The organism is Mesorhizobium sp. P160187 (assembly GCF_057766425.1).
Genome location: NZ_JBYMDX010000004.1, coordinates 305,345 through 329,918, shown reverse-complemented (window position 1 = coordinate 329,918; position 24,574 = coordinate 305,345). Strand labels below are relative to the sequence as shown.

Annotated in this window: 21 protein-coding genes; 14 read left to right on the top strand and 7 right to left on the bottom strand. The window is 62.0% G+C overall.

The features are described from left to right. Positions 1 to 8 precede the first annotated feature (8 nt). Together AC3CCE_RS18580 and AC3CCE_RS18575 are read left to right on the top strand one after the other, a co-directional pair. The gene (locus AC3CCE_RS18580; RefSeq protein WP_050485925.1) at positions 9 to 437 is read left to right on the top strand and encodes a GFA family protein; all 429 of its coding nucleotides are present in this window, start codon (positions 9 to 11) and stop codon (positions 435 to 437) included. Positions 438 to 483: 46 nt separating this feature from the next. After that, complete coding sequence (locus AC3CCE_RS18575) at positions 484 to 1,551, top strand: M42 family metallopeptidase (protein WP_352626168.1); 1,068 nt, start codon at positions 484 to 486, stop codon at positions 1,549 to 1,551. A 129-nt stretch (positions 1,552 to 1,680) separates the two neighbouring features. Here the strand turns inward: AC3CCE_RS18575 and AC3CCE_RS18570 are convergent, their stop codons facing one another. Further along, positions 1,681 to 2,505, bottom strand: coding sequence for an SIR2 family NAD-dependent protein deacylase (locus AC3CCE_RS18570; RefSeq protein ID WP_352626167.1), 825 nt, complete (start codon positions 2,503 to 2,505; stop codon positions 1,681 to 1,683). A gap of 933 nt (positions 2,506 to 3,438) precedes the next feature. Here AC3CCE_RS18570 and AC3CCE_RS18565 point away from each other — a divergent pair. Both AC3CCE_RS18565 and AC3CCE_RS18560 read left to right on the top strand, forming a co-directional pair. Beyond that, positions 3,439 to 3,609, top strand: a complete 171-nt coding sequence (locus AC3CCE_RS18565) for a hypothetical protein (protein WP_023672674.1) — start codon at positions 3,439 to 3,441, stop codon at positions 3,607 to 3,609. Between the two features lie 39 nt (positions 3,610 to 3,648). After that, complete coding sequence (locus AC3CCE_RS18560) at positions 3,649 to 4,146, top strand: metallophosphoesterase (RefSeq protein WP_352626166.1); 498 nt, start codon at positions 3,649 to 3,651, stop codon at positions 4,144 to 4,146. A gap of 227 nt (positions 4,147 to 4,373) precedes the next feature. Here AC3CCE_RS18560 and AC3CCE_RS18555 read toward each other — a convergent pair whose 3' ends face one another. Genes AC3CCE_RS18555 through cphA form a run of 3 tightly spaced genes read right to left on the bottom strand, consistent with a single transcriptional unit; the run spans position 4,374 to position 8,871 of the window. Beyond that, a complete protein-coding gene (locus AC3CCE_RS18555; RefSeq protein WP_352626165.1) occupies positions 4,374 to 5,198 on the bottom strand; it encodes a cyanophycinase in 825 nt (274 codons plus the stop codon). Then, the gene (locus AC3CCE_RS18550) at positions 5,195 to 6,094 is read right to left on the bottom strand and encodes an isoaspartyl peptidase/L-asparaginase family protein (RefSeq protein ID WP_352626164.1); all 900 of its coding nucleotides are present in this window, start codon (positions 6,092 to 6,094) and stop codon (positions 5,195 to 5,197) included. The genes AC3CCE_RS18555 and AC3CCE_RS18550 overlap by 4 nt, the downstream gene beginning before the upstream one ends. Next, positions 6,094 to 8,871: a cyanophycin synthetase gene (gene cphA / locus AC3CCE_RS18545; protein WP_352626163.1), complete on the bottom strand. Its 2,778-nt coding sequence runs from the start codon at positions 8,869 to 8,871 to the stop codon at positions 6,094 to 6,096. The genes AC3CCE_RS18550 and cphA overlap by 1 nt, the downstream gene beginning before the upstream one ends. A gap of 656 nt (positions 8,872 to 9,527) precedes the next feature. Here cphA and sdhD point away from each other — a divergent pair. Then, positions 9,528 to 9,917 (top strand): succinate dehydrogenase, hydrophobic membrane anchor protein, encoded by a 390-nt coding sequence (sdhD, locus tag AC3CCE_RS18540; RefSeq protein WP_027050929.1) that lies wholly within the window; start codon positions 9,528 to 9,530, stop codon positions 9,915 to 9,917. Positions 9,918 to 10,021: 104 nt separating this feature from the next. On the opposite strand, the gene ctaD is transcribed toward sdhD, so the two are convergent. After that, positions 10,022 to 11,680, bottom strand: a complete 1,659-nt coding sequence (gene ctaD / locus AC3CCE_RS18535) for a cytochrome c oxidase subunit I (RefSeq protein ID WP_352626162.1) — start codon at positions 11,678 to 11,680, stop codon at positions 10,022 to 10,024. A gap of 311 nt (positions 11,681 to 11,991) precedes the next feature. Here ctaD and AC3CCE_RS18530 point away from each other — a divergent pair, with 311 nt between their 5' ends. The 5 genes from AC3CCE_RS18530 (at position 11,992) to AC3CCE_RS18510 (ending at position 17,028) form a co-directional block, all read left to right on the top strand. Further along, complete coding sequence (locus AC3CCE_RS18530) at positions 11,992 to 12,819, top strand: DUF2243 domain-containing protein (protein WP_023738736.1); 828 nt, start codon at positions 11,992 to 11,994, stop codon at positions 12,817 to 12,819. A gap of 30 nt (positions 12,820 to 12,849) precedes the next feature. Beyond that, positions 12,850 to 14,226: an NAD(P)/FAD-dependent oxidoreductase gene (locus AC3CCE_RS18525; RefSeq protein ID WP_352626161.1), complete on the top strand. Its 1,377-nt coding sequence runs from the start codon at positions 12,850 to 12,852 to the stop codon at positions 14,224 to 14,226. A gap of 285 nt (positions 14,227 to 14,511) precedes the next feature. Continuing rightward, a complete protein-coding gene (locus AC3CCE_RS18520) occupies positions 14,512 to 15,984 on the top strand; it encodes a protein adenylyltransferase SelO (protein ID WP_352626160.1) in 1,473 nt (490 codons plus the stop codon). Between the two features lie 655 nt (positions 15,985 to 16,639). Beyond that, complete coding sequence (locus AC3CCE_RS18515; RefSeq protein ID WP_023682450.1) at positions 16,640 to 16,825, top strand: hypothetical protein; 186 nt, start codon at positions 16,640 to 16,642, stop codon at positions 16,823 to 16,825. Positions 16,826 to 16,827: 2 nt separating this feature from the next. After that, the gene (locus tag AC3CCE_RS18510) at positions 16,828 to 17,028 is read left to right on the top strand and encodes a hypothetical protein (protein WP_352626159.1); all 201 of its coding nucleotides are present in this window, start codon (positions 16,828 to 16,830) and stop codon (positions 17,026 to 17,028) included. Positions 17,029 to 17,628: 600 nt separating this feature from the next. On the opposite strand, the gene AC3CCE_RS18505 is transcribed toward AC3CCE_RS18510, so the two are convergent. Then, a complete protein-coding gene (locus AC3CCE_RS18505; protein ID WP_352626158.1) occupies positions 17,629 to 17,787 on the bottom strand; it encodes a hypothetical protein in 159 nt (52 codons plus the stop codon). Positions 17,788 to 17,972: 185 nt separating this feature from the next. After that, the gene (locus AC3CCE_RS18500) at positions 17,973 to 18,479 is read right to left on the bottom strand and encodes a DUF982 domain-containing protein (protein WP_488377175.1); all 507 of its coding nucleotides are present in this window, start codon (positions 18,477 to 18,479) and stop codon (positions 17,973 to 17,975) included. Between AC3CCE_RS18500 and AC3CCE_RS18495 the strand changes: the two genes are divergently transcribed. The 4 genes from AC3CCE_RS18495 (at position 18,465) to otsB (ending at position 24,442) form a co-directional block, all read left to right on the top strand. Continuing rightward, a complete protein-coding gene (locus AC3CCE_RS18495) occupies positions 18,465 to 19,526 on the top strand; it encodes a glycosyltransferase family 4 protein (protein WP_352626157.1) in 1,062 nt (353 codons plus the stop codon). The two genes, AC3CCE_RS18500 and AC3CCE_RS18495, sit on opposite strands and share 15 nt — an antisense overlap. Positions 19,527 to 19,569: 43 nt before the next feature. Then, positions 19,570 to 21,732 carry an amylo-alpha-1,6-glucosidase gene (locus AC3CCE_RS18490; protein WP_352626156.1) on the top strand — a complete coding sequence of 721 codons (2,163 nt, stop codon included), beginning with the start codon at positions 19,570 to 19,572 and terminating at the stop codon, positions 21,730 to 21,732. Between the two features lie 143 nt (positions 21,733 to 21,875). Continuing rightward, positions 21,876 to 23,657 (top strand): alpha,alpha-trehalose-phosphate synthase (UDP-forming), encoded by a 1,782-nt coding sequence (locus AC3CCE_RS18485; RefSeq protein WP_352513696.1) that lies wholly within the window; start codon positions 21,876 to 21,878, stop codon positions 23,655 to 23,657. Beyond that, positions 23,654 to 24,442, top strand: coding sequence for a trehalose-phosphatase (otsB, locus tag AC3CCE_RS18480; RefSeq protein WP_032998676.1), 789 nt, complete (start codon positions 23,654 to 23,656; stop codon positions 24,440 to 24,442). Before AC3CCE_RS18485 ends, otsB begins: the two co-directional genes overlap by 4 nt. The last annotated feature ends 132 nt before the right edge of the window (positions 24,443 to 24,574 follow it).

The window sequence follows — 24,574 nt, the reverse complement described above, 5'->3', positions numbered from 1 at the left end:
CGGCGACCATGAACGGCAAGGTTGAAAAGATAGAGCGGACCGGCGGCTGTCTTTGCGGGTCTGTGAGGTATGTTGTCACCGGCGCGCCGTTGCGCGTTGGCTTGTGTCATTGCCAGGATTGCAAGCGAACCAGCGGCAGCACCTACAGTGCCTTTGCCGTGTGGCCGCGGTCGGCTTACCAGTGCAAGGGCGAGCTTGTTGCATTCAACGGCAGAGGTTTTTGTCCGGCATGCGGGTCGCGCGTGGTGAACCTCCGCGACGACGAAGCCGAGATCATGATCGGCACTCTCGATGATGCGCCAAACGACCTTCTCCCGGCATACGAGCTTTGGACCCCCCGGCGCGAAGCCTGGCTCCACAACCTGCCTTGGGCTGACCAATTCGCGGGCGATCGCACCGAAGAAGGCCAAAATTGGCGCGAAGCCCGACGAGTATGACCATGCTCGAATGGCCCTCCACCCATGAACTGTGAAAGTCAGCTTCATGCGCGATGAATCACTCAAGTTCTTGAAGAAAATTGTGGCGACCTCGTCGCCGAGCGGCTTTGAGCAACCTGTAGCGGAGCTTTTCCGCGAGTATGTTCGTCCGTATGCCCACAGGTTGACGACGGACGTCATGGGCAATGTCACAGCGATCATCAATCCTGAGGCGTCTATGCGCTTCATGTATGCCGGGCACATGGATGAGGTCGGCTTCATCGTCCACTACATCGACGATGACGGTTTTCTGTTCTTCAGCACCATAGGTGGAACGGACGTTGCCACTGAAATCGGCCAGCGTGTCTGGGTGCACGGCAAAGAGCCGATCCTGGGGGTCGTGGGTCGCAAAGCAATCCAGACCTTCAAAGCCTCTGACACGTCTCAAACACCCTCGCTGATGGAACTGTGGATCGATATCGGCGCGAGTTCGCGAGAGGAAGCGTTGAAGGTCGTAGAGGTCGGCAGCGCGGTGACTATCCATGGCGAGTTTGCAGCGCTCCAGGGCAACCTTGCTGTCGGACGAGCGTTCGACAACAAGGTCGGCCTCCTCATCGGCGCCGAGGTGCTGCGCTGCCTCTCTGAGGAGGGAGGCGTTCACCCCGGCGTGGGGCTCTATATCCTGGGTACGGTTCAAGAGGAAATCGGTTCCCGAGGCGCGATGACCTCGGCGTTCAATATCGCGCCTCGAACCGGCCTCGCAATCGATATGGGCGTGGCGATGGACTATCCGCGCGCTCGCGCCGAGGATCAGGGCAAACTGGACCTTGGGAAAGGGCCGGCAATCACTCAAGGCGCGAACACCAACCCGGTGGTGTTCAATCTGCTGAAGTCGGTGGCCGAGAAAGAGGGCCTGCCTTATCAGTTTCAGGCGGTGGGCAGCTCAAGCCCTACCGACGCGCGTGTCATGCAGCAGAACCGCGGCGGCGTCGCAAGTGGGGTGCTCTCCGTGCCTTTGCGTTACATGCATACCCCGTCCGAAGTTGTTTGCCTGGATGATGTGCAAACGACGATTGACCTGGTTTGTGCATATTGCCGGCAATTGACGCCGGAGATCGACTTCACGCCAAGATGAGAGCGGCGGGATTGATTGTGGAAGTCGTGGCTCCAACAGTCGCCGATCTGGCGCCTGTCGGCCACCGCCTAGTGCGTCGGTCACCGCGCACCTGAGAAAACCCAACTGCGGTCCACCAGGGAGCGCGCCTCAGGTCACCGTCACCGCTTCCACCAAACGCCTGAGGAAATCCGTCAGACCGGCTTCAGGATCATCACCTGCGCCAACGAGCACCGAAATACCCCAGCGCCCAAGCACGGCCTCCTCCACAGGGTTGCGGCTGGGCATGAAGATGAACGAAGGGGGACGATCTTTCTCATATCCAGACCGGTGCCAGGTTTGCCAAAGCCGGTGCAACAGCAGCCGGATGTTTGGATCGGAGAGGCTATAGCCAATGAACAGGATCGTGCTGCCGAGAGCATCGGAGCGAAAGCGGACATCAAGGGGAGAATTGAAGGACAGGCGGTCAAGATAGTCGGTTTCGGTGAGGACAAGGGAAGCGTCCTCGTCAAAGTCGCCGTGAAATTTCACGATGTGCGTTACGCCTCGACGGGCCTGCGCAACGTGCCGTGCGTTGGCCACTTTCACGTACTCTCGACCGTGGATTTCAAAAGCGAGTTCCAGGTTCCGGTCATAGTTCGTCGTATAGATGACGGGAAAATCGAGCGTCACGATGAGACGGTGCAATTCCGATTTCTCGATCCGTTCCTTGGCGACAGACCAGTTTCTGTCCATCCAACTGCGAAGTGGTCCGATGCTGCCATGCTTGATCCGATAGTATTCGGCCAAGGTCTGAAAACGATCGCGTCGCGTGGAAAATTCATCGTCGACGCCGAGCTCCTTTGCCATTCGCTCGATGAGCTTCTCCCAAGACGGAAGTCCGACGCTGATCGATACCCCCGCCCCCACAAACAAAATTGCGCTGCGATGACGAATTGCGTTGGCGAGCGAATCTATAGGATCATCATCGTTCATGGATAGGTCCTCCGAAGCCACTCGCGTGGGCCGGACCTAAAGGTGCGTGCCCCGTGCGCGGATCTTGGACGCGGCGCCGCAATTCGAGCCAGCACGGCGCACTGCGGGAGCATCGTGCCCCGCCGTCATCGACTAAATCGGATCGACCGTGCACCAGCCAGCCCAGAGGGGGCGGCCCTTGCAGTCCTGCCGAGCCGCTTGCCACCCGAACCGAGGTAGCGGCCGCGAGGACACTGGCTGTGAACTGGAACCGGCGCTGTTGCGGTTTACTGGCCACGTTGATTCAGTTCTGCGCCAGCCATATTGCGCAAAACTCTATCGAGTTTCGCATTCACCAAGAGGTTGCGCCGCTTCGCGCCGATAAAGATGGCGAGAGAGTAAATCATTGTAAGAACAGAGATCATCGTCATTCCGGCCTAAACATCAGCGACCGGAGATGTTCCATGCGCCCGGAAATATTCCAGTGCAGGTGTTTTAAATCGCCGAAGCTACGCGCTCAATGCGCGGTTGGTTTCGTGTCCAGGGCGGACGAATTAGCGCAAGGCGGTATTCATCCTCCCACATCGGCGGCGGACTGAAGCGAAATGCTGGTTGTGTCCCCCAGGATGCAATGAAACGCCGATGCTTTGGATGCGCCCCGGAACAAATGCTCGCTTGCACAGTTCGAGCCATGCAGCGGTCGACCCCCGCGCTGCAAGATCGGTAGCCCGATCGCCCGCGCCGGCCCCTCCCACGGCGCGGGCTTTCGTTTGAATTCACGCTGTCGGGGTTGGAGTCGCTCCGCCGTTGTCGCGAGCCGGCTGATATACGCGCTGTCCGGGGCTCGCGGGATGTCGGCGACATCGGCATTCGCGCAGTCCGGCAGGTCAGCCGATGCACGGTAACAACGCGGCACTGTGATGGTTTGGTGGCCTCGGAAGGTGGCAGAGAACGATGGGCAAAAAGCCCAAACAGCACGCAAAATCCACGGCGGATCGCGAAAAGGCGATCGAGGCGCTCTACTTCGCGCGCAAGTGCGGCCTTACGAAGGAAGAGGCACTCAAGATGCTCAGGGAAGCCCCGATCGGGATCGATGATGAAGCCGAAGAGCGCTCCGGCAGTTAGAGGCGACCGCCATTCGCGCGTCGCAGCCGGCCGCGGCGCATGATCTTCTTCACCTCCGATACGCATTTCAACGATCCGCGCATTCTGCGCCTCGACCGGCGTCCCTTCGCCTCGTTGGTCGAGCATGACCAGGCGCTGGTTGCGTTTTGGAACGAAACGGTTGGCCCGAACGACGAGGTCTGGCACCTCGGCGATTTCGCCAAGGGTCCAGCCGAGACCGTCTCTTCACTGCTGTCGTCTCTTAACGGGTCCAAGCACCTGATAATTGGCAACAATGATGGCGCTGCCACCATTGGCGACCCGGCCTGGGCGAGCGTGCACCACTATATGGAGCTTCTTGTCGAGGGCAGCTTGCTGGTTCTGTGTCACTATCCTTTTCGCACCTGGAATCAGATCGGCAAGAGATCGGTAAACCTGCACGGTCATTCGCACGGTCGTCTGAAGCCGATGACGCGCCAGCATGATGTCGGCGTCGACGCATGGGGGTTTCGTCCGGTAACCTTTGCTGCCATTCAGGGCAGTCGCCGGCGGGGTTAGCCCGACAGAACGCCGGGCGAGCGAAGGTCTTCAGCTTAGCGGGATTGGAGCCGACGAGAGGCCGTCTGTAATCCTGCCGGACCCGCAACAATGCGACAATCCAAGTTGGGCCGCTTCAGATAGGAGAACAGCTTCACATATATAGCGCCTTTCGCGCGTGGATCGGCACCGCTCGAGGGGCCGGTACGCGGACCGCGCCACACCATCAACTTGAGTGTGGCGGAGTCTTACGGAAGCCCTACCGGCCGTCGCAGCGCGAGATCGAACGCATCGCCTGAGCTCAGCACGTGAACCCTCAGATCATGGATGGAAAGGGCGGCATCAGGCTCACCTTCCGCGATGTTGGAATGGGTCACGCCGGCTGCATCGACCAGATAGACAGCGCCGCTGCCGATGACCTTGAACATCTCGCCCTTCACCACGATCGCGGTGTCTTCATCGATGCCGATGCCGAGTACGCGCGGGTTCTGCGACACCGCCCCGATGAGCCGCCCAATGCGGCCCCGTTCCGCAAAGTGCTGGTCGATAATGACATTCGGCAGCAGGCCCAGTCCCGGCGCCATCCGAATGTGGCCGATCCGAAAGGAGGCTGCGTTCGGCCCCTTCACCATCATCGTGTCGCTCATGACCGACGCGCCCGCGGAGGTGCCGGCAATGACGCCTCCGGCTTCATAGATTTCGTGCACCCGCTCGTCGATGGGCGTGTCGCCGATCTGGCTGGTGATGCGGAGCTGGTCGCCGCCGGAGAAGAACACCGCGCTCACGTTTGCGAGCGCACTTATTTTCTTTTCATGAGCTGCCTCGAGGCGGTCGTTGACGTAGAGTTCGATGACATCCTTGATGCCCAGCTCACCGAAGGACCTCTGATACTTCTCGAGATAGCCATCCGGCTCATGAGACGCGATGGTGGCAAGCACCAGGCGGCCGTTCGGAACCAGGCTCGCTACCTCCTTCAAGATGACACGATCGCCATCATGGTCCTCGTGGCCGCCGATGATGACGAGCGTTCCAGCTTTACCGTTCGAGGATCGTTTTTTCTTCTTGTCGGTCATTTGCCCACGTCTTTCTTGCGCAGGAAAACGTGCGGGTGGTTGTCCTCGCTGGTCATGAAAGCGACTGCGAACTCCCTGCTGTTATGCGCCCATCCAGACACGCCGGTCGCGGTAAGCACGATGGCTCCGGCTTCGCCGCCGATCGCCTCGACTTCCTTGAGCGCGGGATTCAGCACCTGCTCCAGGCCGCCTTCAGCCTGTCCCGAAGACAATGCCTGCCGCGCCGAGAGTGCCTGCATGACACGGGCCGCGAGAGCCTTTCGCGCGATATGCTCACCGTCTCCCGAGAAGGCGACGGCTCCCAACCGGTTGTCGGCATAATAGCCGCAGCCGGGTTGCGGAGAATCCCCCACACGACCGGGAGCACTGCCGTCCAGTCCGCCGGTCGAAGTGCCGACGGCGATGTCCCCGTATTGATCCTGGGCAACCACACCGATCGTATCCTTCGCCTCCGACTTGCTGGAGGCGTCGCGCTGCTGCGGCGTGATCAAATCCGCCGGATCGCAAAGCTCCAGCTGCTTCTCGGCGGCGAAACGCCGGCCCCCCTCCGACGCCAGCAGGATCGGCTCCTCATGCAGCATGGCCTTCGCGACACTGATTGGATGGCGCACGCCCTTGATCACTGCGACGGCACCCACATTGAAGTCCCTGCCCTCCATCAGGCCAGCGCACATCTCGACCTCGCCGTCCGAATTGAGGGCACTTCCATATCCCGCATTGAACGTCGGGTCCGCCTCGAGGATGCGACCGGCCGCTTCCACGGCATCGACCGCGGTTCCGCCGCCGGCCAGGACGGCCCGACCTGCCTCGAGTGCCTCGATGCATCCGTTGCGATGCGCCTCCTCCTCTTGCGGATCGATCTCCTTGGCGCCGCCGTGCAGGATCAGCGACCACATCAGCCAGCCCTCAGATGGCGAATATGGGTCTGATCGGGCCCTCCCCTCGAAGGCGTCGCGCCTCCGAAGCCGGTTACCTGCCGCCACACGGCTTCAACGTCGTCGACGGTCAGCACGACAAGGTCGTTCTCCCGTGCAAGCCTGAGACACACGTCGACGGCCTCCTTCTCGGGACAGACGGCGTGAATGCGGCCTGGGGCGCAGCCGGCGTTCAAGGCACCTTCCCGCAGCAAGCCGGCGATCGCTCCGGGGGCTCGGCCGCGCAGCTCCTGCTCATCCTCCTTGAAGACGATGACGTCGAATATCCGCGAAGCGATCGCGCCCATCTCGCGGATGTCGCAATCGCGGCGGTCGCCCGGTATGGCGACCAGGCCGATCGTGCGCTGATAGCCGCGCCTCATGTGGGAAACCAGCTTTCCGAGCGCCTTCAGCCCCTCCGGATTGTGCGCATAGTCGACGATCGTGCGGAAACCATGCCCGTCGAAGACGTTGAGGCGACCGGGAGATTGCTCGAACGAGGTGCCAAACTCGGCCAGCGCCGCCCGGATCGTTGCCGCCGGAACGTCGTGGCAATGCGCCATGGCGACGGCTGCCAGGCTGTTGGCAACGTTGAATTCGGCCGAACCCTCGAAGGTCGCGGGAATTTCGTCGACGCTCATCAGGAACATCGATTCCCCATCCTCGTGGATGAAAATGTCCCAGCCGTCGCTGCTGGGTTCCCGCGTCACGGCGCGGCCGCCTTCCGCCAGGTGGCTGCGCAAGAAATCGGGCCACTCGCTCCTGCTCGCCAGCGAGAAGTAGCAGATCCTGCCGCCGGCATCTCGCGACATTGCGGACGTGTGGACGTCGTCGGCATTAAGAATGCTCCATCCGCCGCGGCGGACGGACTCGACCACGACAGATTTCACCTCCGCCAGGTCCTCGATCGTGTCGATGCCCCTCAGCCCGAGATGATCGCCGTGGACGTTCAGCACCGCGCCAACATCGCATGCATCGAAGGCAAGCCCTTCGCGCAGGATGCCGCCGCGTGCACATTCCAGCACCGCGACATCGACACCTGGCTCGCGCAGCACGATCCTGGCGCTCTGCGGGCCTGAGCAATCGCCTGTGATGATTCGTTCGCCGTTCAGGTAGACGCCGGTGGTCGAGGTGAGCCCGACGGTTGCGCCATTCGCCTGCAGGATGTGCGCCAGCATTCTGGCAGTGGTCGACTTGCCGTTGGTCCCGGTGATCGCGAAGATCGGAATCCGGCCGTCCTTGCCGCCTTTGAAGAGAAGATCGAGCACGGGCCGTGCGACGTTGCGGGCGCGCCCCGACGAGGGTTCGAGATGCATGCGAAAGCCGGGACCGGCATTCACCTCTATGATGCCGCCGCCGGTTTCGCTGACCGGCCGTGAGATGTCGGGACAGACGAAGTCGATCCCGGCAATGTCGAGACCGACGATCTGTGCCGCCCGCTTGGCGATCAGCGCGTTTTCGGGATGGATTTCTTCCGTTCGGTCGATCGCGGTCCCACCGGTGGAGAGATTGGCGGTGGGCCGCAAGAGCACCATTTGACCCGGCGCTGGAACGCTCGCCAGGGTGAGCTGCGATTTTGACAGGAAATGCTCGACACATTCGTCGATCTCGATGCGGGTCAATACCGAGGAATGGCCCTCTCCCCTTCGTGGGTCGCGGTTCGTCTCCTCGACGAGCTCGGCGACAGAACTCCGGCCATCGCCGACCACATGGGCCGGAACCCTCTCGGCAAGCGCCACGACCTTTCCACCGATCACCAGGATCCTGTGGTCCGAGCCGACGAAATGCTGCTCGACGATAACGCTGCGGCTGTATTCTCGCGCCTGTTCGAAGCCCCAGCGGACCTCGTCTTCTGTTGCCAAACCGATGTTGACGCCGCTTCCATGATTGCCATCGAGTGGTTTGGTGACCACGGGGTAGCCCAGCCGTGCTGCTGCCGCGACTGCGTCCTGCGCCGATCGCACCAGTTCCCCGCGTGGCACCGGCAAGCCGGCCTGCTGCAGCAGGAATTTGGTCAAGTCCTTGTCCGAGGCGATCTCGGTCGCAATCTCGGAAGTGAGATCGCTGCAACTGGCGCGGATGCGCTTCTGATGCTTTCCGTGACCAAACAGCACGAGGCTGCTGTCGTCGATCCGCGCCGCGGGAATGCCTCGCCTCTCGGCCTCGCGCACCAAGGAAGCAGTCGTGGGCCCCAAGGCACGTTCGGCGGCCAGACGCTTGAGCTGCTGAAGCCTGGCTGCGAACTCGAATGGCCCCTGCGTTTCCGCAATTTCGCCGAGCCCCTCGACACCATGCAGATTGGCCGGCAGCAGGCTGTCCACCAGTTCGAGCGCGACGCGTCCGGCGAGCAGCCCGACAAGCTCATCCTTGTAGGCGAACATGACGTTATAAGTGCCGGGACTGCCTTTGACCGACCGTGTCTTTCCTCGTGTTACTCGGTGACCGAGCATGCTCTGCAGTTCCAGGGCGACATGCTCGACGACGTGGCCGAGCCAGGTTCCTTCCTGCATGCGGCGGACGAAGCCGCCGGCGGCGCCATAGCTGCAGCCATGGCCCGCAAGGCCGGGCAACAGTCGGACGATTTGTTCGGAAAACCCGGGCAGTTTGTCTGTCGGGAACGCCTCAAGGGCTCCGAGGTCGATCCGAATCTGGACCATTGGCGTCATGCTATAGAGGTGCGGCCCGCGAAACACGCGGGCGTCTACGACGCGGATAGGGCGAAAACGCGAGGCGCCCCGATGAATTTCTTTGTCCGACATAGTCCGTTTCTCCTGACTAATTCCGCAACATCCGGAGGATCGGTTAGTTCCCGGCCTTTAAGCCCAAATATTTTTGCAGGAGAGAGCAACAAAAGTGGGCGTTAACATATGTTGGCCCAAGAACACCATCTGGTCATCTCGGCCACGTGCGGTCACTGTTCTGAGGGCTACTTATCTCTCGTGACGAGGCGGCCAGGCATTCGCTCGTTTTCACAAGCATTCGCCGGGCACATCGCGGCCGTTGAGCTAGTGCCCGGATTTAGCTCATGGCGACCCATTGTGCGGGTCCAGCACTGAGGCATTAATCTTCAGCACGCCTTCGGCACCCGGGAACATTTCCAGACGCGTCAGGTTTGGAACCATCCTTGCACCGGAACTACAGCCATGCAGAGTCGAAAATCGGTGAAGGCCGCGCTTGTCAAGGAGATCGACGCGGTCCGCCTTCGTATCTCGCTGCTTGAAAGCGAGTTATGCAGAGATGGCAGACCCAGGCAAATTGGATGGCGTTCAGGATACGAACTGAACGCCCACAAAGCCCGCCTTGCTCGACTGGAGACCGTGCTTGCCCATTATCCGTCGGCACCGGCGGCCCGGGCATCGAAACAGCAACAGCTTGAGTTGCGCGCAAGGCAACCAAGTAATTTTGGGGAAACGCCATGGCTGACAGACCCTCAATCAGAACTCCGCTAGCTCGAGTGCGGGGCCTTGGATCGGCGAAACACGGAACCGAAACGTTCATGCTGGAGCGGCTGACATCTGCTGCCCTGTTGATCCTTGTCATTTACATCGTCGCGGTCGTTATAATGCTGGTCGGTGAGCCTCGAGACGCCGTCCTCAGCGTCGTAGGATCGATCTATGTCGCGCCAGCCCTTATTGGCTTCATTCTCGTAAGCTGCGTTCACATGCGGCTTGGAATGCAATCGATTATCGAAGATTACTGCCATGCCACCGTGCTCAAATCGCTTCTTCTGATCGCAAATTGGTTGTTCTGCTGGGCAGTCGCGCTCGCAAGCTTGTTCGCTGTGCTGTTAATCAGCTTCAGATAGCGATCCGGTTCTCAACTGCAGCCAGCGTCTGCCACCGGCAGGCTGAAGTTCGCCCTCAGCGGGGAACCGGGCTGGCTTGCGCAAAGGAGTTGGACAACCCGGCCTCATCTGATTTGCGGCAGCCTGTCCCATTGATGGAATGGGGGTGGAGAGGTCAACTCCCACTCCAATGTGGTAGCTCCTGGCCCCCACGGGTTCATGCCGGCGGCTCTTCGCCGGTAGAAAGCTTCCAAGATGCCGAAGAGGAAAATCACGACACTCGCGGCCGACATGTACGATCCATAAGAGGACACCATGTTCCAGCCGGCGAATGCGTCGGGATAGTCGACATAGCGACGCGGCATGCCCGCCAATCCAAGGAAGTGATGGGGGAAGAAGACGAGGTTCACGCCGACGAAGGTCGTCCAGAAATGGACCCCAGCCAGAAGCGGATTGTAAAGATATCCCGTCATTTTCGGAAACCAGTAATACCAGCCCGCGAAGATGCCGAAGATCGCTCCCAGTGAAAGTATGTAGTGGAAATGCGCGACGACGAAGTATGTGTCGTGCAGTTCACGGTCGAGGCCGGCATTTGCGAGTTGAACGCCCGTCACCCCGCCTACGGTGAACAGGAATATGAAGCCGAGGGCCCAGAGCATCGGCGTCCGCAGGCCGACCGAACCGCCCCACATGGTTGCAATCCAGGAGAACACTTTTATCCCGGTCGGCACTGCGATCACCATCGTGGCGAAGGTGAAGTAGCGCTGCGTGTCGAGGCCTATCCCGCTGGTGTACATATGGTGGGCCCAGACGACGAAGCCGATCACCCCGATCGCCACGATTGCGTAGACCATCCCGAGATACCCGAAGATCGGCTTTCGCGAGAAGGTCGAGATCACCTGGCTGACGATGCCGAACGCCGGCAGGATCATGATGTAGACTTCCGGGTGGCCGAAGAACCAGAAGAGATGCTGGTACAGCAGCGGGTCGCCTCCGCCGTCCGGCGCGAAGAACGTGGTTCCGAAATTGCGATCGGTCAGGAGCATGGTGATGGCGCCGGCCAGCACCGGCAGAGCCAGCAGCAGCAGGAAGGCGGTGATGAGGATCGACCACACAAACAGGGGCATCTTGTGCAGGGTCATCCCCGGCGCGCGCATGTTGAAGATGGTGGTGATGAAGTTGATGGCTCCCAGGATCGAGGAGGCGCCCGCAATGTGCAGAGACAGGATGACCAGATCCACGGCGGGACCGGGATGGCCGGAGGTCGACAGCGGCGGGTACAGGAACCAGCCGGTCCCAGGGCCATAGCCGCCGGGGACGCTGGGCATGAAGATCGACAATAAAAGCAACATCAATGCCGGCGGCAGCAGCCAGAACGAGATGTTGTTCATGCGCGGGAAGGCCATGTCGGGGGCGCCGATCATGATCGGAACCATCCAGTTGGCGAAGCCGCCGATCAGGGCTGGCATCACAGTGTAGAAGATCATGATCAGCGCGTGGGCCGTGGTGAAGACGTTGTAAAGCTGCTTGCCGGCGTCGATCGCCGCGTCGCCCTGGTAACCGTAGATCATCGACGCCAGTCCGGGGAAAAACTGGATCCCGGGTTGCTGCAGCTCGATTCGCATGCTCACCGACAAGAGCATGCCGATCACCCCCGCGATGAAAGCGAAGACCAGATAGAGTGTGCCGATGTCCTTGTGGTTGGTCGAAAACAGCCATCGGGTGATGCCGGTCGGCTGGTGGCTGTCGAGACCGTCCGGATCTGCCGCCGTATATTCGTTCATGACCTTCTCCGCTTGAGCCGTCCGTCGCCAGCATCGAACCGTGCTGGAACTTGATTGTTCCCTCCACCGAACCGGCGGTAGGAACATTCCACGGAAGCCGCGGTTAGGTTCCGCGCGGCCGACCCTGCGCGGCTGAGGATCGACGTCCATGCTGGCGATAATTGCTGCGACCCTGGTTCTGACGACGGTGGTTGGTGGGCTGATATCCGCCTTCTGGCTCGAGGCGCGTCATGGTCTCCATGACCCCACGCCGCCGGACATGTCGGTGCCCAGGCAACTGAACGCCCCGGCCTGGAGCCGGTGGTCCTGACATGGACGCGATCACCGCGACACTCGACCCGAGGACGCGAGCCGGCTGGCTGCTGCTCGGCTTCGCGCTCGGCGGTTTCTTCGACGGCATCGTCCTGCATCAGATCCTGCAATGGCATCATCTTCTCTCGGGCGTCGCCGATCCGGCGGGTTCCGACCTGCGCTTCCAGATCATGGCCGACGGCCTCTTCCATCTTTTCATGTATGTGCTCGCCGTCGCCGGCACGGTGCTGCTGGTGGCCGCGAGGGCGGCGGGCGCGCGGCCCGGGACCACCACGGAGATCCTGCGGCTCGCCTTCGCAGGGTTCGGCGTCTGGCATGTCGTCGATGCTGTCGTGTTTCACTGGCTGCTGGGTCTGCACCGGATCAAGATGAACAGCGACTTGCCGCTCGCCTGGGATATCGCGTGGCTGGTCATCTTCGGCATCGTGCCGCTGGTGTTGGTGCTGGTGCTGCCCAACCGCGGCGGACCGGCACGCGGTGCTTCGGCAGCGCTGACCAGCATCGTCCTGCTCGCGGGATTGGCAGCCGGCGCCGGCCCGTTCTTCAACGGTGCCGCCAATTCCATCATCGTCTTTCGGGCCGGGATGGAACCGGCGGCGATGATGCGGGCCGTTGAAGTCGCCGACGCCCATCTCAAATGGGTCGACGCCAGCGGCACCATCTGGGCGGTCGACCGCGTCTCATGGCGCGGGTTGGTATCCCTTCACGCGCGCGGCGCCCTTGTGGTCAGCACGACGCCTGTCATTGCCGGATGCCTCGCCTGGACCGATGCCGCCGGAATGAGCAGTAGCTCCAGCCAGCAGCGAGGCACTCCTGCCAGGCTATGACTTCCGGACAGGGATAGGGGAGTATCAAGCATGCAGTTCGCCACCGAGAGCAGCCACGGCCGGAGCCTAACACCGCGCATCGTCGTGGTCGGCGGAGGCTTTGCCGGCCTGGAGGTTGCCAAGGCGCTTGGCAAGGCGGAAATCGGGGTGACGATCATCGACCGCCACAATCACCACCTGTTCCAGCCCTTGCTCTATCAGGTTGCAACCGCCGCCTTGTCGGCGCCTGATATCGCCGAGCCCATCCGCAAGATCCTGGGCCGCTATCCCTCGGTTCAGGTCCTCTTCGGCGATGTCACCGAGATCGGCACCGAGGCCAGGATACTGGTGCTGGCCGATGGGACCACGGTCCCCTACGACATCCTGGTCTTGGCCACTGGTTCGCAGCCATTCTATTTCGGCCAGGAGAGCTGGGCTCGGGTTTGTCCCGGTTTGAAGACCATCGAGGACGCGCGCACGATCCGGTCACGGCTGCTGCTATCGTTCGAGCACGCGGAACGGACCACCGATCCAGTCGAGCAATCCCGGCTGATGACGATCGCCATTATCGGCGGCGGCCCGACCGGTGTCGAACTGGCGGGCTCGATCGCCGAACTCAGCCGGCACACACTGGCGCGCGACTTCCGCAACATCCGGCCCGAGAAGACAAGGATCATACTGGTAGAAGCCGGCGAGCGTCTGCTCGCCGGATTCGCCCCGGAGCTTTCCAGATATGCACGTCTGCGCCTTGAAAGCCTGGGCGTCGAGGTCGCGCTCGGCAACCGGGTCGAGGCGATCGAAGCGCATCAGATCACCGTCGGCGGCCAGGTGATCCCGGTGGCCTTGACGCTCTGGGCCGCCGGGGTGGCGGCTTCTCCGCTGGTCGCCCAGCTTGGTGTCGGGCTCGACCGCGGCGGTCGGGTGAAGGTCGAATCCGACCTGCAGGTCGTCGGCCATCCCGATGTCTTCGCGCTTGGCGACGTCGCACTGGTCGTCGATGGGAACGGCCAGCCATTGCCGGGTCTTGCCCAAGTCGCCAAGCAGCAGGGCGAGCACCTCGGCAAGGCACTGGCACGCCGGATAGATGCTGGCGATACGCTGCCCGCTTTTGTCTTCAGCAATCGAGGCAACACGGCCATTGTCGGCCGCCACGCTGCCGTGTTCGAATCGGGCAGGCTGAAACTGAAAGGCTGGTTCGCCTGGTGTGCCTGGGCGCTCATCCATGTCTACCTGCTCGTCGGTTTTCAGCACCGCGTTCAGGTCTCGATCCAGTGGCTCTGGCGCTACCTGACCTATGAGCGTGGCGCCCGGCTCATCGCCGAGGAGCGAGTCGAACCGGGTTCGACATCGTCGCCGGGAGCGGCCCCGAGAGAGCCGCTGCCAACCAAGGCAGACGCCGCCCCGGCATTGCACGCCCGCACTGACTAGATTGCCGGGTGCCCAGTTCGGAGACAGTGGCGATGCGGGGGTCAGCTCTGGATTCCGCCACGGCCCGTCGTCCCACGGCAGCCCGAACCTCGATAGTTGAGGCGGGTGGTTCCCAGCTTGTATCCGGTGCCGGCCTGATGGATCCGGATGGCACCAACGACGTTGCGTCCCTATATGAACAAATGAACACAGGCTCCTCGAAACGGGATCTGTTGAACCCCTCCTCTTCAGAGACAGCTCGTCATGACGTCACCTGCGACTGCTGAACAAACCCCGGTCATTCAGATGGGGCTTCCTGCCCTGAGCAACAGCTATGCGCAACTGCCGGAGCGCTTCTTCGCGCAAACACATCCGAAGCCGGTATCCGAACCGCGGCTGATCCGGTTCAACCGGCCCCTCGCCGAGGAACTCGGGCTCGATGCCGACCTGCTTACCAGCCCGGATGGAGTGGCGATGCTGGCCGGCAACAAATTTCCGGAAGGCTTGCAGGCAATCGCTCTGGCTTATGCGGGCCACCAGTTCGGAAGCTTCGTGCCTCAGCTCGGCGACGGGCGCGCCCTGCTGCTTGGCGAAGTGGTGGACGTCAACGGCGTTCGCCGTGACATCCAGCTGAAAGGATCGGGACCAACGCGGTTCTCGCGCAACGGTGACGGCCGCGCCGCACTCGGCCCTGTCCTGCGCGAATATGTCGTCAGCGAAGCGATGGCGGCGCTCGGCATTCCGACGACGCGAAGCCTTGCGGCGGTGCTCACCGGCGACGCGGTCTATCGCGAGGTCCGGCTGCCCGGCGCCGTCCTGACACGGGTGGCGGCAAGCCATATCAGGATCGGCACGTTCCAATATTTCGCCGCGCGCCACGACACCGAGGCGCTCAAGATATTGGCCGACTATGCCATTCAGCGTCACTTCCCACAGCTGGCGGGGGAAGCACGGCCGTACCGGGCTTTGCTGGAGGCCGTTGTCGCCGCACAGGCGGATCTGGTGGCGCGCTGGATGCTGGTCGGCTTCATCCATGGCGTCATGAACACCGACAACATGTCGATCTCGGGCGAGACGATCGACTATGGCCCATGCGCCTTCATGGACGCTTACGACCCCAGCGCGGTGTTCAGTTCGATAGACCGCGCCGGTCGCTATGCCTATGCCAACCAGCCTCGTGTCGCCACATGGAACCTTGCGCGCTTTGCCGAGACCCTGCTGCCGCTCATGAGCACGGACGAGAATGAAGCAGTGTCTGAAGCGGAAGAGGTGCTGAGGTCGTTCCAGGCCTCCTATGGGGCTGTGTTGCAGCGCGGCTTCCGCACAAAACTCGGACTGCTGACCGAAGCGGAAGGCGACTTGCAGCTCGCTGCCGACTTTCTGGACGTGCTGGCTCACGGCGAAGCGGACTTTACGCTCGGCTTTCGGCGCGTGGGCGATGACCTCGACGCTGCGGACGGCCAAGGCACGGCGCGGCAGTTGTTTAAGGATCCAAGCTCATTCGATGCCTGGTCGGCGCGGTGGCGCCAGCGCATTGCAAGCGAAGCAGCCGACACGGCCACGCGCCGTTCTGCCATGCAATCGGTCAATCCCAAATTCATCCCCCGCAATCATCGCATCGAGGCGATGATCCAGGCGGCGTTGGGCGGCGACTTTAGACCGTTCGAGGAGATCCTGGCGGTCGTCAGCCGTCCCTTCGATGAGCAGCCGGGAATGGAACGCTTTGCTGAGCCGCCACGCCCGGATGAGCGCGTCCTGCAGACATTCTGCGGTACATGAGACATTCGTGATGGTCGCTTAACATGTGCAAATGCGGAAGACCCATTTGCAAGCTATCATCACGGGCACTCTCGTAAGGGCTGAGCTATGACGATCATAGAATTGGCATTCGAATTGCTGGCACGGAAGCTCGTAGACCGTACCGGAATATCAGACGAAGATGCTCGAGACCTTGTCGCAGCCATGGGAGCTGACTGGTCATCGCTCGTGCGAGCAGCGAGGGCGATCAAAGAGACTTAGGTCTTTTGACGTCGTTTTAGCTGCCACCAGCTGCGGGCAGATCGGACCAGAGGCTGCTGCCGCGATCCAGGCGCGACACCGCGCTCGTCACCGATCATGTCAGCAACGTGGTCAAGCACTGTATTTCGGTCGCTCCAAATCGACCGGATACAACACGCTGCTCTCCTGAAAGCCACTGTGGCCCGCTACGCAAGTCGCCGGAAGCTCGCAATAAACTAGCTTAGGATTTATATTGCAGGCCCGCACCACTGGCGGGCGACGCGGCCCGCCCAGAGATTGCCTGTCCTCGACCAGCAACGCGGGCCGCTGTTGGGAGTCACCGTCGGCACCGAAAAGCACAGGTGCTGATGAAGCAGACGGAACTTCCCCCCACGATCACGGTTTGGAGTCACGAGACCAACCCAAGGAGATGCAGATGTCGAGCAAAATGCCGCCCGTGCCGCCTGAGAACCAGAGCCAGAAGGGTCGAGGAGAAGGGCGACAGATTAGCCACGATGATGCCCAGCACGGCACTCACGGAGCGCCGGATCCGGAGCGCCAAGGGCAGCAAGCCAACACCAAGGTCAACACCACTCATCAGGGCCGTCAGCAGGATCGGTGATCATGTCCACATCGAAGAAACACCCGAACACGATCCGGCAGGGCGGGCCAGGCGCATCGCACGAGAACGCCAGAAAACCCCTGCAGGTCAACAACCCCCCGGCGGATGAAGACCGTCGATCCAAAAGCCGAGTTTCAGGGGGTGGTGGTGAAAAGGACAGTCATCATTCGCACAATCCAGCCAAGAAGGGTAGCAACAGTTGAACCCACGGCTTTGTGAATGATTGTGCTAAAGCGCGCCGCGTGTGCATGTCATTGTCTCACAACCGAGCCTTTTTTTGAGTGACATGCATTAGCCGGACCAGGGTGAGGATCAGCGAGTCGAGACGCCCGGAAAAACCGGAGGCCGTGGGCCCGCACCACTGGCGGAGCGATGCGGGCCCGGCCAAGGGTTACGGCCCTCGACCAGCAGCGAGGGCTCGCTGCCGCATGCAGAACAAGCCCCGTAATTTCAGGTTCCGCTAATATACAAAAAAGCCGGCCACCTTTCGGCAGCCGGCCAGTTCCAACAGAACAAGGGAACGTGCACTGATGGGGCAGTGCAACGCCCGAAGTGTTTCGAGGCGACGATGTTCCACCGGAAATCCACAGATTCGCCGTTTCGATCTACATTGGCCGGATTGAAAGATCTTTGACGATCTCTCCCAAGTTCTCGCGGAGCCCGGTCCGACGTGTGGCGCCCTGTCTGCGCCTTGGCTCTCTATGCGGCCAGCAAGCTCATCTTTGAAGAATGCCCGCCGCGACTGCCGCGCGCGTCAAACACCGGCGTGCAATTGGTCGAGCGCGCGGCAGACCGGGGACGCGTCAAGTCGAGCGTCGGTCGACGTAGGTGTAGACGCCGGCCCCAATGGCGACCGCGCCGACCGTGATCACGATCGATGGCGCGCCCATCAAACTGGCAAAGACCGCCCAGATGAGGGCGATGACGATAGCGCCGAGTGTTCCCAGGATCAGTCTCGACATTGTCTACCCCTCCACGTTCGGGCCGCCCGTGGATGGTCGTCACCCACCGGTCATGCGAAACGCCGCATGAAAGCACAGTGTGGTCCATGAGGTGAAGGGCCGCGCCGGAATACTCCGGTGCGGAAAAGATGATGCCCGCGCCGCCAAAGCCCGGGTGTTCAATAGCCAAATGGCTGGACCGGCGCCTAGCGCCTCAGCGCGTGGACTTCCGCCATGCTTTCGCCGCCCATCGGAAGGGCCATGTCATCATCGAGCAGCCGGGTGATGCGGGCAAAGCCCGTAAACGCCTTCCTGGCTGCTTCGGCCGACATTCTGCCCGACAGGGCCGCGGAGCAGCAATTCACGGCGCACTGATACACAGGCCCACGCCGTCCCAATGGCCATTTCTGCAAAAAGACCATCGCTTCGGCAACGCTATCGACTTCCTCGACGGGGTGTCCCTGCCCGCGCGCAATGCGCACGGGCGTAAAGAAATGCAAGCGGTCCATTTTGTTCTCTCCCTGGTCGGCCGCAGCGCGGACCAACCCTACTAAATTCGCGGATAGCGCGTTTGTTCCGCTTATTGCAAAAAAATCTGCGCCGGTGGGCTTGGGTTGCCGACGCCCGCTTTTGTCCGGAACGTTAGGCCGGCTGATGCATTTCGCTCTCGTGATTGCCTTGAGGGACACGTTCAAACCATGCGCATAGCCCATGTCGCCCCTTTGCACGAATCGGTGCCACCCCTTCTCTATGGCGGCACCGAGCGCATCGTTTCCTATCTGACCGAAGGGCTGGTCGAACTCGGCCATGAGGTGACGCTGTTCGCCAGCGGCGACAGCCGGACGTCGGCCAGACTGATACCAGGACGCGAACGCGCGCTACGCCTCGATCCGCGCCCGCTGAAATCGGACACGGCGGCGCATCTTGCGATGCTTGCCGATGTGAGGAACCGAGCCCACGACTTTGATATCATTCATTTTCACCTCAGTCATTTCCTGCATTTCTCGTTCTTCGAGACCATGCCGGACAAGACGGTGACGACGCCGCATGGCCGGCTCGATTATGTCGACCTGGCGCCAGCCTATCAGCGTTTTCCGCGCTTTCCGCTGATCTCGATCTCGCATAGCCAGAAGACCGGGCTTGCGAATGCCAATTGGCTGGCCACCATCCATCACGGGCTGCCGACGGGTCTCTATAAGCCGACCTTCGAGACGGCGGCGGGCGAACCATACCTTGCCTTTCTCGGCCGGCTTTCGCGCGACAAGCGGCCGGACCGGGCCATCGACATCGCCTTGCGCTCGGGCATGAAGCTCAAGCTGGCGGCCAAGATCGGCGACGATGACCGCGCCTATTTCCATGAGACGATCGAGCCCTTGATCGATGGCGACCGCATCGACTATGTCGGCGAGATCGCCGAGGGTGAGAAGACTGAATTCCTCGGCAATGCCGCTGGTCTGCTGTTTCCGATAGACTGGCCCGAGCCGTTCGGCCTTGCCGCGATCGAGGCGATGGCGTGCGGTACGCCAACCATCGGCTGGAACTGCGGTGCGTTGCCGGAAGTCATCGACCATGGCGTTACCGGATTTGTCGTCGATTCTCTCGATGCCGCTGTCGCCGCGGTGCCGGCCTTGCTGCAACTCGACCGGCGAAAGGTGCGCGCCGTCTTCGAAAGTCGGTTCTCCGCCAACAGGATGGCGCGCGACTATCTCACTGCCTATGCGCGTCTCATCGGCGCCCCGGCTGAATCGAAAGCATCGTGAACGACGGCTGACGTTCCGAGCCCGAAACAGAGATTTGTGACTGATGACCGAACTTGACGAGCGCAAGCTCGACCCTGCCGTGGCCCTTGCCTCCCTGGACGAAACCGCGCCGCGCGAGCCGCACCGGCTGTTTGCCCTGAAGCAAGGCGACTGTTTTGCCGTGGCCGATGCCTACGGCGATATCAGGGGTGCGGGCGACGGTTTCTTCCGTGACGACACCCGGGTGCTGTCGGAGTTCAGGCTCACCGTCGGCGGCCGGCAGACATCGCTGCTCGGCGCCTCGCTCAGCCAGGACAATGTGCTGTTCACCAGCAATATGACCAATTTGCCGATGCAAAGCGTCGGTGGCCGCGACATCCCCCAGGGCGCCATCCATATCGAGCGCGTCAGGCTGTTGTGGCAGGACCGGCTGTTCGAGCGCATCACCCTTTCCAACTACAGCCAGGAGCATTCGGCAATCCGCGTCTCGCTGCATTTTGCCGCCGATTTCCGCGACATGTTCGAGGTGCGCGGTTCGACCCGGCCGAAGCGCGGAATGGCGCATGCAGCGGAGATCGAGCCTGCCTCGGTGCTGCTGCGCTATGACGGACTGGACGGGCTGGCGCGGGTGTCTGCGATCTCGTTCTCGCAGCCGCCGGACCAGCTGAGCGCCGAGCGCGCGGATTTCCTCATCGCAGTGACCAAGCGCAGCAGCAAGATGCTTTACGTCGAGGTCGGCGCGGAACTGACCGAAACGCCCGACCGCGACCGCTTCCGGGCGGCCGCGGCGCGCGCCCGTTTCGGCATGCGGGCCAAGCGCCGCCATGGAGCGACGGTGCACAGTTCGGGCCGCGTCTTCAACGATTGGGTCGAACGCGCTCGCGCCGATGTCGCCTTGCTGACCACCGAGCTGTCGACCGGCCCCTACCCCTATGCCGGCATCCCCTGGTTTTCGACGGCCTTCGGCCGTGACGGCGTCATCTCGGCGCTGCAGATGCTATGGCTCAACCCCGGCCTGGCGCGCGGCGTGCTTGCCTTCCTCGCCCAGCACCAGGCGACCGAGACATCGCCTTTCAGCGACTCGCAGCCCGGCAAGATCATGCACGAGACGCGCAAGGGCGAGATGGTGGCGCTGCAGGAGCTACCCTTCGGCCGCTACTATGGCGGCGTCGATACCACGCCGCTCTACATCCACCTCGCTTGCGCCTATGCCGAGCGCACCGGCGACATGGACTTCATCGCCAGCCTGTGGCCGTCTCTCTGCGCCGCCGCCAAGTGGACGGAAGAGGCGAGCCGCGCAACCGGCTTCGTCACCTATCAGCGCGCTGCCGAATCCGGCCTTGCGAACCAGGGCTGGAAGGACAGCTTCGACTCGGTCTTCCACGCCGACGGCCGCATTCCCAAGGGGCCGATCGCGCTGGTCGAAGTGCAGGGTTATGTCTTCGCCGCCTTCAGGGGCCTTGCCGCTCTCGCCCGCCGCCGGGGCGAGTTCGCGCAGGCCGAGCACTGGGAAAATCGCGCCGAAGAGATGCGGATCGCCGTCGAGCGTGATTTCTGGCTGGACGATCTCGGCTTCTATGCGCTGGCGATCGACGGCGCCGGAGAGCCGTGCAAGGTGCGCACGTCGAATGCCGGACACCTGCTCTATGTCGGCCTGCCCGAACCGGCGCGGGCGAAGATGGTCGCCGACCAGTTGCTTTCGGCCTCCTTCCACTCCGGCTGGGGGGTGCGAACGCTTTCCGACGATGCTGTGCTGTTCAACCCGATGTCGTACCACAATGGTTCCATCTGGCCGCATGACACGGCGATGTGCGGCGCCGGCCTGGCGCGGTTCGGCGAGCGTGACAGCGTGGTGCGGCTGATGAGCGGCACGTTCGAATCCGCCGTGCACTTCAACATGCGGCTGCCGGAACTGTTCTGCGGCTTTACCCGCTCGCCGGGTGAAGCGCCGATCGCCTACCCCGTCGCCTGCCTGCCGCAAGCCTGGTCGGCAGGCTCGGCCTTCATGCTGATGCAAGCGTGCCTCGGTCTGGAAATCGACGGCTGGAACGGCGAAATCCACGTCACTCGACCCCGTTTGCCGATCGGCATCGATACGCTGACGCTCAGGCATCTGGGTGTCTGCGAAAAGAGGGTCGATCTTACCTTCCAGCGCGTCGGCGACCGCGTCGTCGCCTTTCTCGCCGACCGCCATGAAGGGCTGGTTCCGCTGATCGTGCGGACATGATCGGAACGGCTTTCAACGGGAACCGATCCCAGGGTTTGTGCGTTGCAAAAACACAGGTTCTCACGGGCGATCGTCGGCTGCGAACACTCAAATCGAACCATGAAGAAAATGGCCTTGACGGCCAAAATTGAGTTGGAATTGGAATGACTGATTATGGCATGGCCCTGCTCTGGGTCTTGATCCTTGCAAGCCTTGGCCTTTCGATTCTAGCCGTTCTGTTATCGATCTCCAGGCAACGTCGTAGCCATAGCTTGACGGTTGCACCGACTGCCGGCGAGGACGTCGCATCGGAAGCGACGCGCAAGGTCTTGCGGGAGTTCGAGAAGAACGGACAATCTCCCGACGCGGCGCTGGTGAACTGGTCGCCCGACACCTTGCGCAAGATACTTGCCGACGACCTGCCGGACGCGCAGGTCATCGTCGTCTCGAACCGAGAACCCTATATCCACAACATCAAGGACGACGGCGTCGAGCTTCTGGTGCCGGCCAGCGGCCTGGTGTCGGCGCTTGAGCCTATCACCCGCGCCTGCAGCGGCACCTGGATCGCCTTTGGTGGCGGATCAGCGGATCGTCTGACGGTCGACAGCAACGATCGGGTTCAGGTGCCGCCGGACAATCCGTCCTACACGCTGCGCCGCGTGTGGCTGAGCGACGACGAATATCAGGGCTATTATCTCGGCTTTGCCAATGAAGGGCTTTGGCCGCTCTGCCACATCGCCTTCACCCGGCCGGTCTTTCGTGCCTCTGACTGGGAGGCCTATGAGGCCGTCAACCGCAAATTCGCCGATACGGTGGTTGCCGAGGCTCGCAATGAGCGGCCGATCGTGCTGGTTCAGGATTACCATTTCGCGCTCCTGCCGCGCATGATCCGCGAGCGCCTGCCGGAGGCGATCATCATCACCTTCTGGCACATCCCGTGGCCGAACTCCGAAGTGTTCAGCATCTGCCCATGGCGCGAACGCGTTCTTGATGGACTGCTCGGGAGCTCGATCATCGGGTTTCACACCCAGTTTCATGCCAATAATTTCACTGAAAGCGTAGACAGGTTCCTGGAAAGCCGGATCGAGCGCGCCGACGCCGCGATCTCGTATGGCGGGCGGACGACACTGGTGCACGCCTATCCCATCTCCATCGAATGGCCGGCCGAACTCCTGGCCAAACTGCCACCGGTCGAGGAAAGCCGCGCCCGCCTGCGTGAGCGGTTCGGCCTGTCGGCGGACGTCAAGCTGTGCGTCGGCGTCGAGCGCCTGGACTACACCAAGGGCATCCTCGACCGCTTCCATGCGCTGGACGAATTGTTTACGCGCCACCCCGAGTGGATCGGCAAGGTAGTGTTCCTGCAGATTGCTGCCCCAAGCCGCGGCACGTTGCCGGCCTACCAGCAATTGCACGATGAATGCCTGCGTTATGCCAACGAGCTCAACCAGCGCTACGGTCATGACGGCTACAGGCCCGTGGTCATGGTGGCTGAGCACCATTCGCAGCAACAGGTCTATGAGATCTATCGCGCCGCCGACATCTGCATGGTCACCAGCCTGCATGACGGCATGAACCTCGTAGCCAAGGAATTCGTCGCCGCGCGTGACGACGAACAGGGCGTGCTGTTGCTCAGCACGTTTGCCGGCGCGTCGCGCGAACTGCTGGAAGCGCTCATCGTAAATCCTTACGACGCGGCGATGATGAGCCAGGTGCTGTTCCAGGCGCTGACCATGTCACCGGACGAACAACGCGAGCGCATGCGCCCGATGCGCGAAATAGTGCGCGACAACAATGTCTTTCGCTGGGCCGGCAGCATGCTGCTCGATGCGGCGCGCCTGCGCAAACGCGGCGACCTCGAAAGAGCGACAAGTGTCGCCGAGCGGCCCGCAAACACCGGCAGCAACATCGTCTCGCTGTTCGACCGCATGCGGAAGGTGGCGTCATGAATAGCCTGTCGAAAGCACCGGGCCTGCCAACCGCACCCGACCTGCCGGAAGGACAATGGGCGCTTTTCCTCGACATCGACGGCACGTTGCTGGCGCACGCCGCGCACCCCGACGCCGTGTCCGTGAGCGACGAACTGCGCAACCTCCTAGGCGCCGTCGACAAACGGCTGGACGGCGCCGTCGCCTTTATCACCGGCCGCTCGGTCGAAGGCGCCGACCGCCTGTTTCATCCGTTGAAGCTGCGTGTTGCCGGTCTCTATGGGCTGGAACACCGGCTGACGCCGGACGGCCCGGTCGTTACCGCCGATGCTCCCGCCGATATCGCTGCCCTTGCCGACGCCATCGAAGCCGAACTGGATGATGGCCTTGTTCATATCGAGCGCAAGGGTCCGATCCTCGCCATCCATACGCGTGCGGCGCCGCATCTGCTGGCCAGGGCAACGCATCTCGCCGAACAGGCATTGACCGAGCTTCCCAAGGGCTATCGGGTTATCCCGGGCAACGCCGGCGTCGAACTCATGCCGCTCGAAGCGGCCAAGGGCGCTGCCGTGCGGCGTTTCATGGCAATCCCGCCCTTTGCCGGACGGCGGCCGGTCTTTCTCGGCGACGACACCGCCGACGAAAACGGTTTCGAGGCGATCAACGAGGCCGGCGGCATCTCGATCCGGGTCAAGCCGCGTGGGCCGACCGTGGCCCAATACAGGCTCGATGATGTCACCTGCGCGATAGCTTGGCTTGCCGCCAATTTCGACGCATCACCGGCCCTCAACCGCAAAGCGTCCTGATCGCTGCCCCTGCGGATCGAATCAAGATCGCCGCGTTTGCGCCGACCTTCGCCAAAAGCCGATCGATAAGCGCTGTTCTCATTGAATATCTTTAAGGCCAAAGCCGGCAAATGGATTGCTTGCCGGTTCCCC

Excerpts from the sequence above, each read along its gene's own strand:
- AC3CCE_RS18580 (WP_050485925.1), top strand. The coding sequence starts at position 9 with ATGAACGGCAAGGTTGAAAAGATAGAGCGGACCGGCGGCTGTCTTTGC.
- AC3CCE_RS18575 (WP_352626168.1), top strand. The coding sequence starts at position 484 with ATGCGCGATGAATCACTCAAGTTCTTGAAGAAAATTGTGGCGACCTCG.
- AC3CCE_RS18570 (WP_352626167.1), bottom strand. The coding sequence starts at position 2,505 with ATGAACGATGATGATCCTATAGATTCGCTCGCCAACGCAATTCGTCAT.
- AC3CCE_RS18565 (WP_023672674.1), top strand. The coding sequence starts at position 3,439 with ATGGGCAAAAAGCCCAAACAGCACGCAAAATCCACGGCGGATCGCGAA.
- AC3CCE_RS18560 (WP_352626166.1), top strand. The coding sequence starts at position 3,649 with ATGATCTTCTTCACCTCCGATACGCATTTCAACGATCCGCGCATTCTG.
- AC3CCE_RS18555 (WP_352626165.1), bottom strand. The coding sequence starts at position 5,198 with ATGACCGACAAGAAGAAAAAACGATCCTCGAACGGTAAAGCTGGAACG.
- AC3CCE_RS18550 (WP_352626164.1), bottom strand. The coding sequence starts at position 6,094 with ATGTGGTCGCTGATCCTGCACGGCGGCGCCAAGGAGATCGATCCGCAA.
- cphA (WP_352626163.1), bottom strand. The coding sequence starts at position 8,871 with ATGTCGGACAAAGAAATTCATCGGGGCGCCTCGCGTTTTCGCCCTATC.
- sdhD (WP_027050929.1), top strand. The coding sequence starts at position 9,528 with ATGGCTGACAGACCCTCAATCAGAACTCCGCTAGCTCGAGTGCGGGGC.
- ctaD (WP_352626162.1), bottom strand. The coding sequence starts at position 11,680 with ATGAACGAATATACGGCGGCAGATCCGGACGGTCTCGACAGCCACCAG.
- AC3CCE_RS18530 (WP_023738736.1), top strand. The coding sequence starts at position 11,992 with ATGGACGCGATCACCGCGACACTCGACCCGAGGACGCGAGCCGGCTGG.
- AC3CCE_RS18525 (WP_352626161.1), top strand. The coding sequence starts at position 12,850 with ATGCAGTTCGCCACCGAGAGCAGCCACGGCCGGAGCCTAACACCGCGC.
- AC3CCE_RS18520 (WP_352626160.1), top strand. The coding sequence starts at position 14,512 with ATGGGGCTTCCTGCCCTGAGCAACAGCTATGCGCAACTGCCGGAGCGC.
- AC3CCE_RS18515 (WP_023682450.1), top strand. The coding sequence starts at position 16,640 with ATGTCGAGCAAAATGCCGCCCGTGCCGCCTGAGAACCAGAGCCAGAAG.
- AC3CCE_RS18510 (WP_352626159.1), top strand. The coding sequence starts at position 16,828 with ATGTCCACATCGAAGAAACACCCGAACACGATCCGGCAGGGCGGGCCA.
- AC3CCE_RS18505 (WP_352626158.1), bottom strand. The coding sequence starts at position 17,787 with ATGTCGAGACTGATCCTGGGAACACTCGGCGCTATCGTCATCGCCCTC.
- AC3CCE_RS18495 (WP_352626157.1), top strand. The coding sequence starts at position 18,465 with ATGCGCATAGCCCATGTCGCCCCTTTGCACGAATCGGTGCCACCCCTT.
- AC3CCE_RS18500 (WP_488377175.1), bottom strand. The coding sequence starts at position 18,479 with ATGGGCTATGCGCATGGTTTGAACGTGTCCCTCAAGGCAATCACGAGA.
- AC3CCE_RS18490 (WP_352626156.1), top strand. The coding sequence starts at position 19,570 with ATGACCGAACTTGACGAGCGCAAGCTCGACCCTGCCGTGGCCCTTGCC.
- AC3CCE_RS18485 (WP_352513696.1), top strand. The coding sequence starts at position 21,876 with ATGACTGATTATGGCATGGCCCTGCTCTGGGTCTTGATCCTTGCAAGC.
- otsB (WP_032998676.1), top strand. The coding sequence starts at position 23,654 with ATGAATAGCCTGTCGAAAGCACCGGGCCTGCCAACCGCACCCGACCTG.